Origin of the sequence: Terribacillus aidingensis, assembly GCF_040703035.1 — a bacterium.
Classification (GTDB): Bacteria; Bacillota; Bacilli; order Bacillales; family Amphibacillaceae; genus Terribacillus.
Window position 1 is genome coordinate 1,174,593 of record NZ_CP159996.1, and the last position, 17,148, is coordinate 1,191,740.

Annotated in this window: 18 protein-coding genes, 1 pseudogene and 1 riboswitch; of the genes and pseudogenes, 18 read left to right on the forward strand and 1 reads right to left on the reverse strand. The window is 42.0% G+C overall.

The window, feature by feature from the left end; translation table 11 throughout:
• The first annotated feature begins 171 nt into the window (after positions 1–171).
• The 15 genes and pseudogenes from ABXS78_RS06365 (at position 172) to ABXS78_RS06435 (ending at position 14,571) form a co-directional block, all read left to right on the forward strand.
• A complete protein-coding gene (locus tag ABXS78_RS06365; protein WP_366249396.1) occupies positions 172–996 on the forward strand; it encodes an SDR family oxidoreductase in 825 nt (274 codons plus the stop codon).
• Positions 997–1,610: 614 nt separating this feature from the next.
• Positions 1,611–2,648, forward strand: coding sequence for an ureidoglycolate dehydrogenase (gene allD, locus ABXS78_RS06370; RefSeq protein WP_366249397.1), 1,038 nt, complete (start codon positions 1,611–1,613; stop codon positions 2,646–2,648).
• Positions 2,629–3,648 (forward strand): zinc-binding alcohol dehydrogenase family protein, encoded by a 1,020-nt coding sequence (locus tag ABXS78_RS06375; RefSeq protein WP_366249398.1) that lies wholly within the window; start codon positions 2,629–2,631, stop codon positions 3,646–3,648. Before allD ends, ABXS78_RS06375 begins: the two co-directional genes overlap by 20 nt.
• Before the next feature lie 11 nt (positions 3,649–3,659).
• Positions 3,660–4,301 carry a bifunctional 2-keto-4-hydroxyglutarate aldolase/2-keto-3-deoxy-6-phosphogluconate aldolase gene (locus tag ABXS78_RS06380; protein WP_366249399.1) on the forward strand — a complete coding sequence of 214 codons (642 nt, stop codon included), beginning with the start codon at positions 3,660–3,662 and terminating at the stop codon, positions 4,299–4,301.
• Complete coding sequence (uxuA, locus tag ABXS78_RS06385; protein ID WP_366249400.1) at positions 4,298–5,374, forward strand: mannonate dehydratase; 1,077 nt, start codon at positions 4,298–4,300, stop codon at positions 5,372–5,374. The genes ABXS78_RS06380 and uxuA overlap by 4 nt, the downstream gene beginning before the upstream one ends.
• Positions 5,371–6,207: an SDR family oxidoreductase gene (locus ABXS78_RS06390; protein ID WP_366249401.1), complete on the forward strand. Its 837-nt coding sequence runs from the start codon at positions 5,371–5,373 to the stop codon at positions 6,205–6,207. The genes uxuA and ABXS78_RS06390 overlap by 4 nt, the downstream gene beginning before the upstream one ends.
• A gap of 138 nt (positions 6,208–6,345) precedes the next feature.
• Positions 6,346–7,365, forward strand: coding sequence for a substrate-binding domain-containing protein (locus tag ABXS78_RS06395; RefSeq protein WP_366249402.1), 1,020 nt, complete (start codon positions 6,346–6,348; stop codon positions 7,363–7,365).
• Positions 7,366–7,514: 149 nt separating this feature from the next.
• The gene (locus tag ABXS78_RS06400; protein WP_366249886.1) at positions 7,515–8,783 is read left to right on the forward strand and encodes an MFS transporter; all 1,269 of its coding nucleotides are present in this window, start codon (positions 7,515–7,517) and stop codon (positions 8,781–8,783) included.
• Positions 8,784–8,907: 124 nt separating this feature from the next.
• Entirely contained in the window at positions 8,908–10,089 is a 1,182-nt protein-coding gene (locus tag ABXS78_RS06405) for a tagaturonate reductase (RefSeq protein WP_366249887.1), read from the forward strand.
• A gap of 29 nt (positions 10,090–10,118) precedes the next feature.
• The gene (locus ABXS78_RS06410) at positions 10,119–10,364 is read left to right on the forward strand and encodes a hypothetical protein (RefSeq protein ID WP_366249403.1); all 246 of its coding nucleotides are present in this window, start codon (positions 10,119–10,121) and stop codon (positions 10,362–10,364) included.
• A pseudogene (locus tag ABXS78_RS06415) lies at positions 10,361–11,862 on the forward strand (altronate dehydratase family protein). Before ABXS78_RS06410 ends, ABXS78_RS06415 begins: the two are co-directional and overlap by 4 nt.
• 36 nt (positions 11,863–11,898) lie before the next feature.
• Positions 11,899–12,915 carry a zinc-binding alcohol dehydrogenase family protein gene (locus tag ABXS78_RS06420; RefSeq protein ID WP_366249404.1) on the forward strand — a complete coding sequence of 339 codons (1,017 nt, stop codon included), beginning with the start codon at positions 11,899–11,901 and terminating at the stop codon, positions 12,913–12,915.
• A gap of 252 nt (positions 12,916–13,167) precedes the next feature.
• Positions 13,168–13,623: a MarR family transcriptional regulator gene (locus ABXS78_RS06425; RefSeq protein ID WP_366249405.1), complete on the forward strand. Its 456-nt coding sequence runs from the start codon at positions 13,168–13,170 to the stop codon at positions 13,621–13,623.
• A complete protein-coding gene (locus ABXS78_RS06430; protein WP_366249406.1) occupies positions 13,620–14,264 on the forward strand; it encodes a nitroreductase family protein in 645 nt (214 codons plus the stop codon). Before ABXS78_RS06425 ends, ABXS78_RS06430 begins: the two co-directional genes overlap by 4 nt.
• A 13-nt stretch (positions 14,265–14,277) precedes the next feature.
• Entirely contained in the window at positions 14,278–14,571 is a 294-nt protein-coding gene (locus ABXS78_RS06435; protein WP_366249407.1) for a putative quinol monooxygenase, read from the forward strand.
• Positions 14,572–14,817: 246 nt separating this feature from the next.
• Here the strand turns inward: ABXS78_RS06435 and ABXS78_RS06440 are convergent, their stop codons facing one another.
• Positions 14,818–15,591, reverse strand: a complete 774-nt coding sequence (locus tag ABXS78_RS06440; RefSeq protein ID WP_366249408.1) for an arylamine N-acetyltransferase — start codon at positions 15,589–15,591, stop codon at positions 14,818–14,820.
• A 93-nt stretch (positions 15,592–15,684) separates the two neighbouring features.
• Positions 15,685–15,781, forward strand: a riboswitch (guanidine-I (ykkC/yxkD leader).
• Between the two features lie 39 nt (positions 15,782–15,820).
• Here ABXS78_RS06440 and ABXS78_RS06445 point away from each other — a divergent pair.
• The 3 genes from ABXS78_RS06445 to ABXS78_RS06455 all read left to right on the forward strand — a co-directional run bounded on the left by ABXS78_RS06445 (position 15,821) and on the right by ABXS78_RS06455 (position 17,128).
• The gene (locus ABXS78_RS06445) at positions 15,821–16,159 is read left to right on the forward strand and encodes a multidrug efflux SMR transporter (RefSeq protein WP_366249409.1); all 339 of its coding nucleotides are present in this window, start codon (positions 15,821–15,823) and stop codon (positions 16,157–16,159) included.
• Entirely contained in the window at positions 16,159–16,473 is a 315-nt protein-coding gene (locus ABXS78_RS06450; RefSeq protein WP_095222908.1) for a multidrug efflux SMR transporter, read from the forward strand. Before ABXS78_RS06445 ends, ABXS78_RS06450 begins: the two co-directional genes overlap by 1 nt.
• A 358-nt stretch (positions 16,474–16,831) precedes the next feature.
• Positions 16,832–17,128: a WXG100 family type VII secretion target gene (locus ABXS78_RS06455; RefSeq protein ID WP_095222909.1), complete on the forward strand. Its 297-nt coding sequence runs from the start codon at positions 16,832–16,834 to the stop codon at positions 17,126–17,128.
• The last annotated feature ends 20 nt before the right edge of the window (positions 17,129–17,148 follow it).

A 17,148-nucleotide genomic window follows, 5' to 3' on the forward strand; every position in this document is an offset into this window, starting at 1 on the left:
TACTGTCGAACTCAATAATTTTTTTACTTAATGTAATTTAGGCTCATCAGGAATGGCAATAAGCTCTAGCAGATTTGAATTTCAAACCCATCGCGTTGTCAACAAAGTATGTTTTATATCTCCTCTGACCGGCAAAACATTAGGGAAGCCTAATAGAAGGAGATGTTAGCATTGGGGAAATTAGATGATCGTATTGCAGTCGTGACCGGCGGAGCTACCGGTATTGGTCGAGCAACTGCTTCTTTGTTTGCAAAAGAAGGAGCTACAGTACTAGTAGCGGATATAAAGAAAGATGAGATGACAGGTTTGGTAGAATCCATTCTATCGGCTGGAGGAAAAGCAGAAGCCTACGAAGTAGATGTTTCTGACGAAGATAGTGTGAAGAAATTTGCTGATCAGGTAAAAGACGCTTACGGAAAATTGGATGTGCTCTTCAATAATGCCGGTATTGATCAAGAAGGCGGCAAAGTGCATGAATATCCAATTGAATTATTCGACAGCATCCAAAAGACAGATCTGCGGGGAACCTTCCTTATGAGCAAATTTCTTATACCGCTTATGCTGGAAAATGGGAAAGGCGCTATCGTGAATAATGCTTCGATGAGCGGGAGTTTTGCCGATCTGGACAGATCTGGCTATAACGCAGCCAAGGGCGGGATTATCAACTTTACAAAAGCAACTGCCATTGATTATGGCAGACAAGGAATACGGGCTAACTCTGTGTCGCCAGGCACAATCGAAACACCATTGATTGACGAACTGACAGGTTCAAAAGAAGAGGAACAGGGAAAAGCTTTCCGTGAATCGAATAAATGGCTTGCTCCAATGGGCAGACTCGGAGCACCAGAGGAAATTGCCAAGGCTGTTTTGTTCCTTGTATCAGATGACAGCTCCTATATCACTGGTCAGGACTTGATCGTTGATGGAGGACTAACAGCATACACATGGCCAGGCAAAATGGTAATGGACGACAGCTGGAAAGAAACGACGCAATAAGAGTGGTGGAGCAATTAAATACTGTCCCAATTGTGAAGCGGTAAAGAAAAAATATATACAAACAGTCAATCACCGATATTGAATCGGAGATTGGCTGTTTTTTTTGTATAATAAGTTTTCTTCTTTGATGGAGTTTTGTAGGTTCTGTGGACCTGCCTCTATTTTGTATATATGCTCATATGTTAAAAAATGCAACATATTGTTCTTGATATAGTTTAAAAATGCCTCTTTAAGAATCGAAATTTTTGATAAAATGAGTGGTTATTTAAAAGAAAAAATATTTAAAAAATACAGATATTTAATTGATATTTGAAAGGGCTTTCATTTATACTGTTACTAAATCAGTTTACAAAACCGATTTAGTAAAGGAAACTCAGGATTGCAGCTACAAAGAGTTTGTTACTCTTATCGCGGTCTTCGAGGTTCCACCATCCCCTTACCCCAAAATCATATAGCAGCTCAGCATGTAAACGCCTGTCCATTGCTTAGTAAGAGTTTGCTCATCTATTATTCTCCTCGATACAGCTATCATAGACAGTTTTAAATGCAAGTTAAAAACATGGGAATGCTTCGTGAAAATCGTTCAAATTAAGAGTGAGTGGGAGGCAAGTAACATGTCAACAGTAGTGATTGAAGCGGAAAAAATAAAGGAGCTTGCAAGCAGGAAATTGAAAGAAGCTGGCCTGAATGGTATTCATGCTGAAAAAGTGGCAGAAGTTTTGGTTCATGCTGATCTTCGAAATGTTAATTCTCATGGTGTGCTGCGCACAGAACATTATGTAAACCGTTTGAAAGCGGGAGGGATTAATCCTGACGCCCAAATCTCATTTAAAGCGACAGGACCTGTAACCGGGATAGTAAATGGTGACGATGGATTTGGCCATGTGATTGGCGATGTGGCCATCGATCATGCTATAGACATGGCAAGACAGAGTGGAGTAGGCATGGTTACAGCTATTAACAGCAGCCATTGTGGAGCATTAAGCTACTTTGTTCAAAAAGCGGCCGAAGCTAACCTGATCGGGATTGCCATGACCCATACTGATAAAGTGGTGGTTCCGTTTGGGGGCAGTTCTCCCTTCTTTGGAACAAATCCGATTGCTTATGGTGTTCCAGCCAAAAACAATAAGCCTTTTATCTTGGATATGGCCACCTCCAATGTAGCTTTGGGGAAAGTCCTCCAGGCTCGTGAGGAAGGAAAAGATATTCCGTTTGGCTGGGGTGTGGATGACAATGGCGCACCAGTGACAGACCCGAACAAAGTCGTTTCCCTCTCCCCATTTGGAGGTCCAAAAGGGTATGGACTTGCTGTCATTGTTGATATTTTTTCTGGTTTATTAGCTGGAGCAGCTTTCGGTCCTCATATTTCCAAAATGTATGATGACTTAGATCAAAAACGTAAATTGGGTCATTATTTCTGTGTCATCAATCCATCATTCTTTACCGATACCGATACATTTCTCGAACAAATGGACAGGATGATGGATGAGCTTAAACAGGTACCGCCCGCTCCAGGTATTGAGCGTGTATTTGTTCCGGGGGAAATAGAACAAATTCATGAAGAAAATAATACGGAGAATGGGATTAGAATCGCCTCCAGCGTTTATGAATACCTGACAGGGGAGAACAAAAATGAAAGCATTACAAGTTAAAGGTCCTCGTGAATTAGCTGTCATTGAAGCTGAGCTGCCTAAAATAAAGAGCACTCAGGATGTATTGGTCAAGGTTAAAAGAGTAGGGATTTGCGGGTCTGATATGCATATTTATCATGGAACGAACCCGCTTGCAACCCTTCCGCGTGTGGTTGGGCATGAAGTTACGGGTGAAGTTGTGGATATTGGAAACGACGTAAAAAATATCAGAGTAGGAGACCATGTCGTAGTTGAACCAATTCGATATTGCGGAAAGTGTTATGCGTGCCGAAAAGGCCGACAAAATGTATGCGCTTTATTGTCTGTGTTCGGCGTTCATGAAGATGGTGGAATGAGAGAATGGCTCGTTCTTCCTGAAAAGCAGCTGCATGTGGTTGATTCAGAACTTCCTTGGGAAGAAGCTGTAATGGCTGAGCCGTACACGATCGGTGCACAGGCGGTATGGAGAGGAAGTGTCGCCCAAGGGGACACGGTTTTGATACAAGGAGCAGGACCAATAGGGATTTGTATCTTGAAGCTTGCAAAGTTTCAGGGAGCAGCAGTTCTGATTACGGATTTAAGTGAATCCCGTCTTGATTTTGCGAGTGAGAATGGTGCCGATGTTACAGTAAACGCTGCAAAAGAAGATGTGAGGCAGCGAGTTTCTGAATGGACAGGTGGAGAGGGTGCAAATGTAGTGATAGATGCCGTCTGCCTGCCATCCACCTTTGAACTGTCCATAGAAGTGGTATCAGAAGCGGGACATGTGGTTGTTCTTGGCTTTGACGAGAGATTCTCTTCTATTTCCCAGCTGCCGATTACGAAAAAAGAAATAACTATAACTGGTTCGAGGCTGCAAACTCACCAGTTTCCGAAAGTAGTGGATTTATTGAATAGCGGGAAGCTCAGGGCGAACGGTTTGATAACACACACTTTCACTCTCGATCAAGTGCGGGAAGCTTTTGAGTTCATTGAAAACAATCCTGATCAGGTAAGAAAAGCAGTTATCATATTCGACTAAGGAGAGATAACATGATCGCTAAACATTCAATCCTAGCCCGTATATCTGAATTGAAAGTGGTAGCCGTCATTCGCGGCAATACAGCAGAAGAAGCTATTGAACTATCAAAAGCAGCCGCTGATGGAGGGATTGAAGCCATTGAACTGACATACACAACCCCCAATATCGATCAAGTCTTCAAGGAGTTAGCAGGAACAAAAACGCTTCTTGGAGCCGGTTCTGTACTAGATCCTGAGACAGCGAGGCACGCCATTCTTTCTGGCGCCCAGTTTATCGTAAGTCCGTCTTTGAACCCTGAGACCGCTACAGTATGCAACAGATATGGAATTCCTTACCTGCCAGGGTGCATGACGATCAAGGAAATGATTCAGGCGCTGGAAACTGGATGTGATGTAATCAAGCTATTTCCTTCCAGCCAATTCCCGCCTTCGTTTATCCGCTCCATTAACGGCCCACTTCCAAATGTGAAAGTGATGCCTACAGGCGGTGTAAACCTGGATAACATAACAGAATGGTTGAAGGCAGGGGCAGTTGCAGTTGGCATTAGCAGCGACTTAAATAGAGCCTATCAAAATGGCGGGTATAATTCCGTGGTGGAACTATGCAGTGAGTATCACAATAAAGCAAATAAAGCTGCTGGAGGTGTAGCATGAACATCACATTTCGTTGGTATGGAAGAGACAATGACACTGTTCAACTCGAACACGTCAAACAAATTCCAGGTGCTAAAGGAATTGTCTGGGCCCTTCACCAAAAACCAGTAGGGGAAATATGGGGAAAAGATGAGATTAAAGAAGAAGTCGAATACATTCAATCATTTGGTTTTCACACAGAGGTTGTAGAAAGTGTAAATGTCCATGAATCTATCAAATTAGGCAATGAGGAAAGACAGCACTATATTGAGAACTACAAGCAGACGATCCGTAATCTATCGGAATTCGGGGTTAAGGTAATTTGTTATAACTTCATGCCGATATTTGATTGGACGCGAACGAATATGTTCCATCCGTTGGAAGACGGTTCCACTGCCCTGTTTTACGAAAAAGCTAAAGTGGCAGATCAAGATCCGCAAGATTTGATCCGTACTGTGATGGAAGCTTCAGACCTTACTCTTCCGGGTTGGGAACCAGAAAAAATGGCAAAGATCACTGAGCTCTTTGAAGCATATAAAACGGTCGATGAAACCAAGCTATGGGATAATCTAGCATTCTTCCTGAAAGAAATCTTACCTGTTGCGGAAGCTTCCGGCATCAAAATGGCTATCCATCCGGATGATCCACCATGGTCGATTTTTGGTCTTCCACGGATCATTACAGGGGAACAAAGCTATGAAAAACTGATATCTATATCAGCTTCTCCTGCCAACGGCTTTACTATATGTACAGGGTCCATGGGAGCAAATCCGAAGAATGATATGGTCCAGGTAGCAAGAAAACATGCATCGCGTGCACCGTTCTCCCACATTAGAAATGTGAAAATCTATGATAATGGAGATTTTGTAGAGACTTCCCATTATACGCAGGATGGTTCCATCAATATCAATGGCGTCGTAGCTGAGTTACATAGACAAAACTACGATGGATATGTAAGACCAGACCATGGCCGCCATATATGGGGCGAGAAATGCAGACCAGGTTATGGGCTTTATGATCGTGCACTTGGTATTATGTATTTGCTTGGATTATGGGATGCATATGAAGCAAGGAAGTCAGGTGAAAGCACGTGATACCAATTCATGAAAATTTAAAAGGGAAAGTGGCAGTCATTACAGGCGGGAGCGGTGTCCTCTGCTCCCAAATGGCTATCGAGCTTGCCCGACAAGGCGTGAATATAGCTATTTTGAACAGGGATGCTAAAAATGGTCGTGATGTGGTTGAAAGGATTCAGACATCAGAGGGTACTAGTATCTCCGTGAAAGCTGATGTTTTAGACAAAAGTTCTATGGAAAAGGCTCGTGAAGAGATTTTAGGAACCTTTGGACAAGTGGATTTTCTAATCAATGGGGCTGGAGGAAATCATTCTGATGCTGTTACAGATACGGAAACATATCAAGGTGAGGATACAGGGAAATCGTTCTTCGATTTAGAAGAAAATGGATTTTCAAAAGTGTTTGCGACTAATTTTACCGGCTCCTTCATTTCCAGTCAGGTATTTGGAAAGGATTTATTGCAGGCAAAGGCACCGTCCATTTTGAATATTTCTTCCATGAGTGCCTATGCACCAATGACAAAGGTTCCAGCATATAGTGCGGCTAAATCATCCATCAATAATTTCACGATGTGGATGGCGGTTCATTTCGCAGAGACCGGTCTAAGGGTAAATGCCATTGCCCCAGGCTTCTTCTTAACGACACAAAACCGGAACCTTCTTATAAATGATGATGGGAGCTATACGGCTCGCTCCAACAAAATCATAAACGGAACTCCTATGAAGCGATTCGGGAAACCGGAAGATCTGCTGGGAACAATGCTTTGGCTGCTCGATGACAGCTATTCCGGTTTTGTTACGGGTATTACCGTACCTGTTGATGGAGGGTTCATGGCATACTCAGGTGTATGATTAAATTGATATTTTTGAAAAGTTAATCATCCGTCATTTTACCGTGCTTGCTTCTGCGTTATAATAACCAAGAAATGAATCGTACTACAAAACGTTTTATAAATAGTAGTACGGAACAAATATGGCGAGGTTGACAGAATGAGACCCATTACAATCACAGACGTAGCAAAGCAAGCCAATGTATCTAAAAGCACTGTATCTCAATACTTGAACAAGCGGTACGAGTATATGAGTGAAAAAACACGCCAAAAAATCGAATCCGCCATAGAAGAATTGAATTATCAGCCTAATATTGTGGCTCGAAGCCTTAAACAAAAAACTACTTTTACAGTTGGGGTCATTGTAGCGAATATCCTCCATACATTCTCTACACATGTGATTCGTGCCGTTGAGAATTTCTTTCATGAAAAAGGGTTTCAAATAATTGTATGTAACGCGGATGATGAACCTGAAAAAGAAAAGAAATATATCGAAATGCTCAGGGCAAAACAGGTAGACGGAATCATAATCTTTCCAACCGGAGGCAATTTGGATCTTTATGAGCGTATGCTCAATGATGATTTTCCGATTGTATTCATGGACAGAACCATCAAGGACATGAATATTGCAACAGTGATGCTTGATAACCATCTGGCATCTAAGCTGGCAGTTGACCATTTTGCTGATAAAGGCTACGAACAAATTGCCATACTCACTACTTCTGTTATCAGAAACATTAGTCCAAGGGTGGAAAGAATTGAAGGATATAGAATTGCTATGGAAGCCTGTGGACTGCAAGTAAAGTCAGAGTATATAAAAACAGCTGATGTCGATCAGATTGCACCAGCATTAAAGGAACTTTTTCAACTGGAAACTCCACCGCAAGCTTTGCTAGCTGGTAATGATATCGTACTTATTGAAATACTGAAATATATAAAAGAACAGGGCTTGAGAATACCCGAGGATGTAGCGGTCATTGGAATTGATGAAGTTCCTTTTGCCAATTTCTTCACTCCTCCCATTACAACAGTATCTCAACCGGCTATCGAAATGGCTGGCAAAGCAGTCGACTTATTGCTGCAGCAAATGAATAAAGACCTGGAAGAGAAGGACAAAAGCGTTATTCGCCTAAAGCCAAGTCTTCTAGAAAGGAACTCTTGTCTTTCCTTAAAGCAATAAAGGCTGCTTCCGCCTTTTACTTCGAAAGTAAATCGGTTTACTATCTTTATTCCTAGTGGGTTTCTGGATGTAAGGCAAATCGTTACCTTAAAATGTAAGCGCTTTATCTAAAATTGTTACAACCCTAAGGAGGTAAATCCATGAAATCATTGTTTACTAAAGGGAAACTAGCTGTCATGATTTTGTTGTTTTTTGCCGGTATCATTAATTATCTTGACCGTTCAGCCTTGTCCATTGCAGCACCGTTCATTACGGAGGATCTGGAACTTACTGCTACTCAAATGGGGATTATTTTCAGCAGTTTCTCAGTCGGATATGCGATTTTTAACTTCTTGGGAGGGGTAGCTGCTGACAGGTACGGAGCTAAACTCACTTTATTTGTAGCTATGATTGTCTGGTCTGTATTTAGCGGGGCCATTGCGCTTGCTGTCGGATTCACTAGCTTAATCATTATCCGTATCTTGTTCGGAATGGGGGAAGGCCCTCTTTCCGCCACTATTAATAAAATGGTGAATAACTGGTTTCCATCTGATCAGCGGGCTTCTGCTATAGGACTAGCCAACAGCGGAACTCCGCTAGGTGGTGCTATAGCAGGTCCGATCGTGGGCTTCATTGCCATCTCATACAGCTGGAAATTATCCTTCGTCCTAATAATGATTATCGGGTTTATATGGACGATTATATGGTGGAAGGTTGTAAAAGAAAAGCCAGCTGAGACTGCTGTAGAGAAAGATATTACAACAGAAGCAGCTCCAAGGGCAAAGAAACCATTGACCTTCTATCTAAAACAAAAAACGGTCTTGTTCACTGCATTTGCTTTCTTTGCATATAACTATATTTTGTTCTTCTTTTTAACCTGGTTCCCTAGTTATTTAATAGATGCAAGGGGAGTCAGCGTTCAGGAGATGAGTATCGTCACAGTCATTCCCTGGGTTCTTGGTTTTATCGGCCTTGCTGCGGGAGGTTTTGTTTCTGACTTTGTATTGAGAAAGTTTGCTAGAAAAGGCGTGCTGTTCTCCCGTAAGGTCGTATTAGTTACATGCTTACTTGCCTCTGCAATATGCATCGGTCTAGCTGGCCTTGTTACTACAACATTTAGTGCTGTTGGGTTAGTGGCATGTTCAGTATTTTTCTTATACCTAACTGGTTCTATTTATTGGGCAATCGTTCAAGACGTTGTTGACCAAGGTAATGTCGGTTCAGTCGGGGGCTTCATGCATTTCCTTGCCAACACAGCGGGTATTATCGGGCCGACTCTAACTGGTTTCCTTGTTGATAGATCAGGCACTTACACTGCAGCGTTCCTGCTTGCTGGCGGATTAGCAATATTTGCTTCGCTGGCTGTCATTCGATTTGTTCGTCCGATTAAAGGGACAGTTGTTCCTGGTAACGCAGATAAAACGATTACCGGAAACTAAATTCCGCAGGATGCTAGAAGAGGTTTCTTTATAGTTTAGTAAACGTAAAGAGACCTCTTTTCGTTTAATGTAATTTCGGAATCAACATCGGAAAGGACGAAGGACCTTGATAAAACAAAGGAGCATGGAAGAAGTAGTCAATGATTGTAAGGGTCGTAAACCGCTGCCAGTAAAAATCCTTCAGATCGGGGAAGGAAACTTTCTAAGAGGCTTTATTGATTGGATGATACAAGAAGCAAATAGACAGGGAAACTTCAATGGCGGAATTGCCGTAACAAATCCACGCCAATCTGGCAGTGAGAAGATGGAGAAGCTGAAAAAGCAGAAAGGGCTGTTTACCCTCTTGACCAGGGGAATTCAGTACGGAGAAACGATTGAGAATGGTCAGATCATTGATGTCTTTTCTAAGATAATAGATCCTTACCGGGAATGGGACGAATTTTTGCTGTTGGCAAAAGAGCCGGAGCTGAAATTTGTCATTTCCAATACGACGGAAGCAGGCCTTGTCTATATTGCAAGCGATGTAGTCGAAAACAGCCCCTTGGAAACGTTCCCTGCCAAACTGACTCATTTCCTTTATAAACGTTTTGAAATATACAATGGTGACCCTGATAAAGGGCTTATTATGCTTCCTTGTGAATTAATCGAACAGAATGGGCAGCTCCTTAAGGAAATAGTGTTATTACATTGCAGGGATTGGAATCTACCGAATGAATTTATTTCCTGGTTGCATGATCATAATCTTTTCTTGAGTTCTCTTGTTGATCGGATTGTCCCTGGTTTTCCGGAGCAGGAGGCCGAGACGATATTCAAAGAATCGGGATATGAGGATCCCTTTTTAAATGTTGTCGAACCTTATCATTTATGGGTAATCCAAGGGGATGGCAGGCTCGATGATCTCCTCCCTTTAAAAAAATCCGGTCTAAATGTTAACTGGGTAGATGATTTAAAGCCTTTCCAGCTTAGAAAAATTCGTATTCTGAATGGGTCTCACACACTCATGGCACAACTAGGCATTTTGATGGGCATTGAAATCGTGAGGGAAGCAGTAACACATAAAGAGATGGCACTATTTATTAAAAATACGATTACTGAGGAGATAATACCCTCGCTAGATCTTGATCCTATGGAATCTTTAGCATATGGAGAGGCTGTGTGGGAACGTTTTCTCAACCCCTTTTTGCAACATAGACTCTCAGATATATCTCTTAATGCCTGTTCCAAATTCCAATCGAGGCTCCTGCCTACACTAAAAGCATATGTTATTAAGAACGGTAGACTGCCGGAAAACATCATGAAGGCCTAGCGGCCATCATCTGCTTCTATAAGGCTGAATTGTTAGATGGAAGATATGCAGGAAGTGATTTTAACGGCAAAACCTATATTATCCGTGATAATGAACGAGTTCTTGAATTTTTCCATTCACAATGGGGTCTTCTGCAAAGTCAAGAACGATCGCTTCACACAATGGTGAAAGGAATCTTGCAAAACAAGGAAATATGGGGAGAGAATTTACATGAAATCCCAGGTGTGACTGAAAAAACTGCTGCGTTAGTAGCGGAATTGGAGGGGAAACGATGAGCTTAAATGCATCTATTCTATTGCATGAAAATGATGGAGCAGCTGTTGCATTGCGTGACATCCGCATGGGGGAAACAATCTTGATTGAGGAACTATCTAAATCCATAAAGGCTACCGAAGACATCACCAAAGGCCATAAGTTCGCTGTCAAAGAGATTGCACAAGGAGATAATGTCCTGAAATTCGGTTATTCCATTGGGATAGCTACCGAGCACATCATGGAGGGTTCCTGGATACACACCCACAATTTAAAAACCGGCTTGAATGGATTGCTGGAGTATTCCTATGAACCGGATGTGGCATCCAATCAACCAATGAGGGAGAGCAGTTTTTACTTTAATGGGTATGTTCGGGAAAATGGAGAGGCCGGCATTCGGAATGAGATATGGATCATCAACACAGTGGGCTGTATCAACAAAACGTGTGAGCATCTGGCTAAGATGGGCGGATCATTATATGGAGATCGAATCGATGGTATTTACCACTTTTCCCATCCATATGGATGCTCTCAGCTAGGGGATGATTTAACCTATACACAAACATTATTGGCTTCACTGGCAAATCATCCAAATGCAGCCGGTATTTTGGTGGTCGGTCTTGGCTGTGAAAACAATCAAATCGAAGAGTTCAAAAAGGTAATAGGAGAACAGCCCGCTGGAAGAATCAAGTTTTTAACTTCACAGGAAGTGGACGATGAATTCGAGGTCGGAATGGAGCTGATCGGGGAGCTTGTGGAGTATGCTGAACAATTCAAAAGACAGTCTGTTCCCGTTTCAAAATTGAAAATTGGTCTTAAGTGCGGTGGTTCAGATGGGTTATCTGGTATTACTGGCAATCCATTAGCAGGCATGATTTCTGACTGGATCATCTCTGAAGGAGGGACTTCCATACTGACCGAGGTACCAGAAATGTTCGGTGCAGAAACGATCCTCATGAATCGAGCAGCCAATGAAGAAGTCTTTCGTAAGATTGTTCATCTAGTAAACGATTTTAAAGAGTATTTCATTAGACATGGACAGGAAATTTATGAAAATCCCTCTCCAGGTAATAAAAGGGTGGCATTACGACACTGGAGGAAAAGTCGCTTGGCTGTACCCAAAAAGGAGGTCATTCGATTGTCCAGGATGTAGTCCCTTATGGGGAAAAAGTTAAAGTGTCTGGATTGAATCTGGTCCAATCACCAGGTAATGATCTTATTTCTGTAACGGCTCTTGCGGCAGCTGGTGCTCATATCGTTCTATTCACTACTGGCAGAGGAACTCCTTTTGGAGGGCCGATTCCTACAGTGAAAATCTCCACTAATACAGAGCTGGCACATCGAAAGAAAAACTGGATTGACTTTGATGCGGGCCGGCTTGTAGACGGAATGAAAATGGAGGATTTGACTGATGAGCTGATTGAAGACCTTATCGATCTGGCCTCCGGAAAAAGCCGTACGAATAACGAAAAGTTTGAGTTTAGGGAAATTAGTATCTTTAAAGATGGCGTTACGCTGTGATCCAGGTATCTTATCCTAAACCGGAGGGGAATTATTATGAAAACGATCGTATGCAATAGTCCCAATCAATTATTAGTGACAGAGAGGAAAAGGCCTGCTGTTAAAGAAGGGGAGGCCTTAGTGAAGATTCATAGGATCGGGGTATGCGGAACAGATATACATGCATACCATGGCAGACAGCCCTTTTTTTCCTATCCAAGAGTTCTGGGACACGAGCTTTCTGGAGAGATTGCTGAATTGAATGAAGAAAATCAAGATCTTTCCCTAGGAGATAAAGTGGCAATCATTCCCTATCTGGAATGTGGACAATGTATAGCTTGCCGAAAGGGAAAACCGAATTGCTGCCGGAATATCCAAGTGCTTGGTGTCCATACAGATGGTGGCATGCAGGAGTATATTTCGGTACCCACCAGCCATTTGATAAAAATCAATCAATTGTCTTACGATCAGGCTGCTATCGTCGAATGTTTGAGTATAGGCGCACATGCGGTCCGTCGGGCTAATATACAAAGAGATGAATATGTGCTGGTGATTGGGGCAGGTCCAATCGGGTTAGGAATCATGCAATATGCAAAGCTTGCTGGAGCAAAAGTCATTGTCATGGATATGAGTATGGAAAGATTGAAATTCTGTCAGAAATGGGCCTCCCCGGATTATACAGTAAATGCAAAAGAAAACCCTGAGTATGATATTGCTGAAATCACTAATGGGGATTATCCGACAGCGGTGTTTGATGCGACAGGTAATATTAACTCCATGAATAATGCCTATAAATATGCTGCCCATGGAGGAAGCATAATTTATGTTGGCTTGGTACAGGCAGAGCTTCAATTTTCAGATCAGGAATTCCATAAGCGGGAGTTGACCATATACGCAAGTAGAAATGCTACCAAGGAAGATTTCGAAACCGTTATAAATTCGCTGGAAGAAGGAAAAATAGACATTCAACCATTCATTACCTGTAATGTATCCCTCGAGTCCCTCCCAGAACGTTTTGAGGATTTGACTGCACCTGAAACAGGCAACATTAAAATAATGATTGAGTTGCCGTAATAAAGCTGGGGATGAACCTCCAGCTTCTTTATATTTATAGTAGATATGGCGAAACCCCATGAGCCTAAAGATGAAAGAGAATCTTACTCATCAAACCGAGAAAATGCTTATTCAAAAGTACTGAACATAAAAGGCCATCACAGAATAGAAAAGGTAAAAGTAGGAGCAGGATTATTGACATACAAAAAATTTAGATATATGATTGACCTATCAACTATTGATGTATCAACTATTTAGGAAGAGGTTATGACGATGACTGCTTGTTCTGTCCGTCTGCAGATTTTCCTGCAGCTGCAGGCTGTAAATAAAGAGCTCTGCTCAAAGTTTGAGGCATGCTTAGGCGCCAGCCCATCCCGGGTGGAGATTCTTCATTATTTGCTGCAGCATGAGGAAGTGACCCAATCAGCATTACAAAAGGAAGTCAATATCGATGCCGCCGCTGTAACGAGACATTTAAAGCAGCTTGAGGCTGCCGGTACGATTCTGCGCTACAAGAAAGCTGATGATCAGCGAGCTACATGGGTGAAGCTGGAGGAGGAAGCAAAGCGTCATATCGAGCAATCCTATCTGGAAAAATGCCAGTTCGTGAATGAGACTCTCGCTGGATTTTCGGAAGACGAGCTAGAACAATTCCTGCAAATGCTGAGCAAAGTCAGTAAAAATGTGTCCCGTGTTACAAAGAATCAGCTAGGAGGAGAAAACAAATGAACGAAACATCCATATATAACAAAGAAGCTTTTTTGCAAATCGTACAGGATCGCCGTTCCATCCGTACGTATGATGAAAACGTGAAAATCAGTAAAGAAGAAATGTCTGAAATGCTCACTGTAGCAACGAAGGCGCCATCATCAGTCAACTTGCAGCCTTGGCGCTTTGTTGTCATCGAAAGCCCGGAAGCGAAAGCAAAGCTTGCGCCGCTTGCCCGCTTCAATCAGCAGCAAGTGAAAACTTCTTCTGCAGTAATCGCCGTATTTGCTGATATGAATAATCTTGACTACCTGGAAGAAATCTATGGAAAAGCAGTAGAGCATGGTCTGATGCCGAAAGAGGTCAAAGATCAGCAAGTGGTCTCTATACTTAATTTGCTTTCAGGTATTACGGAACAGAAAAATAGGGAATCAATCCTTATCGATAGCGGTTTAGTATCGATGCAGCTGATGCTGACTGCAAAGGCATATGGTTATGATACAAATCCGATTGGCGGATATGAGAAAGACCAAATTGCTGAAGCATTCGATTTGGATAAAGAACGTTATGTTCCTGTTATGCTGCTTTCTATCGGGAAAGCAGCAGATGCTGGCTACAAATCCTATCGTATGCCGGTAGAACAAATTACAGAATGGAAATAAGGAGAGAGAAACTATGATTATCATCCACGCTAGAATGTCAGTTAAACCAGAGAAGAAAGAAGAATTCCTTCAAGAAATCGAAGCAGTTATGGAAGGAAGCCGTGCAGAAGCAGGTAATAACAGCTACGACCTATTCCAGGATCCAAAAGATGTTAACAGCTTTGTCATGGTGGAGAATTGGAAGGACATGGAGGCTGTCCAAGCACATAATACAAGCAGCCACTTCCAAAAATTCAGTGCAGCTGCCCAAGAAATGCTTAGTGCACCACTGGCAGCAGATGTGTATCAAGGTGAGAAATTGAATTAATCAAAAAGGATGACCACAGTCATCCTTTTTCTTTTATCTTTAACGGAAGTATTCCTTCATAATATTCAATTGGACCTGCTTCGGAGATGATGAATTCACGAAAACCTTGTTCACTTACATCATGGAGAGCAGCTAATAGGAGTGATCGGCCAAAACCTGAATCCATAGATATTTGATTTTTCTCTCGGGTTATAAAGACAACACGTTCGTCAGAAAAATTCATACATACGAAAAAGAGACCGCATTTTATTGCGGCCTCTGGATGTCAAATTTAGTTTGTAACAATTTATTATATTCTTCCTCGTCAATCGTCTGCTTCTCAGGGACACCGTTCTGCCATTTCGTAAAGGAAGAAGGAGTGAGAATATACAGACCATCTGATGTCCTTCTTGTAAGCAGCGGTGACTTATTGAAAGGGGAAGCAGGATGTGTTTCAATAATCTGCTGCATTTGTTCCAGTTCGGTCATGTCGGTAATCTGGTTTTCTACTGAGAAAAAATATCCTATACGCCAATCGTCGTCTCGATCCGCTAATTTTAAATCCAGCGTATAACCTTCATCAGCGGGAATAATACGGAATTGGCCATTAGCAGTTGCCATCATTTCACCTGACAAAGGAAGTGGAGCAAGAGGTATATTAGCTCCAAATCCGGCATCGACAATATATTCTTCACCATCATGCTTCAAAAGGATAGTGACATGTGTATTACCAGTAGCACTCCAGTCATTTTTATCCTGATCGTAAATACAGGCAGATACTAACGTTACATCGAATCCGCTATCCTCTAAGAAATGATAAAGAAGCGTATTAAGTTCATAGCAAACGCCGCCTTCGCTGTGAATAAGGATTTTTTCCTGCAGACCTTCTTTTGATAGAAGACTTTTATGTTTCTCAATAATGCGCAGGTTCTCAAATGGAATGGACTGAGCAAAACGTTGTAATAGTATAGGAAGAGTCTCAAATGTCACTTCGCTATCCATATTGATTCGCTGTTGAAATAAGTTTCTGAATGATTGCATCGTATTCCTCCTGACTCAGCTAGTATAAATACTTTGTATCAGAATTGCTTGCATCGTGCTTTTGTATCCTATATAATGACCAGATGAATATGGCAGATAGTTTTCTAGGGTTCCGCAGTTAATAGCTGGTCTGGTCCGAGAGAAAACGCACAGCAATGCTGTGACACGGAAGGATAAAAGCCTGGGAGATTTCTATCTCCCGGGCTTTTTTTGATTGGAGGAAATGAACATGACAAAACAGTGGCTTAGCGTAGTGCTGGCAGGACTGATTGAAGTATTATGGGTTATTGGGTTAAAGCACGCAAATAATGGGCTTGAATGGTCGGGTACGATTGTTTGTATCCTGCTTAGCTTCTATTTGATGCTGCAGGCGAGCAAACATATGCCTGTCGGTACCGTATACGCAGTATTCGTCGGGATTGGGTCGACCGGTACCGTGATTGTGGATATGTTATTCTTCGGCGAACCTTTTAAACTGGCGAAGGTCGCGTTGATTGCAGTTCTTCTCATAGGTGTTATTGGACTTAAGCTGGTAACTGGGGACAAACAGACAGAGGAGGGTGCCTGATGGCTTGGATTGTGCTTATCATAGCAGGTATGTTTGAAGTGCTTGGTGTGACAATGATCAATAAACTAAATGAGAAGCCCAGCTTCAAGAACATCAGCTTATTCGTTCTCGGATTCGCCGGAAGCTTTGGCTGTTTATCCTATAGTATGTCGTATCTGCCGATGGGGACTGCTTATGCGATTTGGACCGGAATAGGAACTGCAGGCGGAGCAGTCGTCGGGATGCTTTTCTTCCAGGAATCGAAGGATTGGAAGAGACTCGTCTGTATTGCGCTGATCTTGGCTTCAGCTGTAGGTTTAAAACTGATTGCTTAAAAGAAGAGCATGTGGAGACACATGCTCTTCTTTTATTTAATACTAACGTTTTGTACGTACTTATTTACGTAAAATAATTGTAAAGTCCTTTTTTGCTACAATTCGTCTTAATTTTGCAAAAAACCTCAAATTACCAGTTTATAAGACTATTATAATGGTACTATATTATTTCTTTTCCTAAACCGGGATATCTGCCTATAGAGTCTCGGGACTTAACGCTTAATTTCTGGAAATCGTTTCATACTCCGTTGACTTTAAATTTTCCTTTCTTTAGGATTTATTTTAGAAGGTAATGGGTATACATTTATTGGAATCGTTACAACCTTCTGTAAAATTAATTAAATGAGGAGCTGAGCAAATGTCAGGACAAATTCGCATGACCCCTGAGCAGTTACAAAACCATGCAAAGAGATATGGTAAGGGTTCTCAAACAATTGATGACGTTCTTACAGATCTAAGTAATCTGCAGGTACAACTTCGTTCAGAGTGGGAAGGTAGAGCTTTCGATCGTTTTGATGATCAATTCATCCAGCTGAAGCCTAAAGTTCAAGAGTTCTCCCAGCTTATGCTAGATATCCAGCAGCAGCTCGAGAAAACAGCTCAAGCAGTACAAGAGCAGGACGAAGCACTATCACAAAACTTCGGATTCAGATAAGCACCCAACTGGCTGCTGTT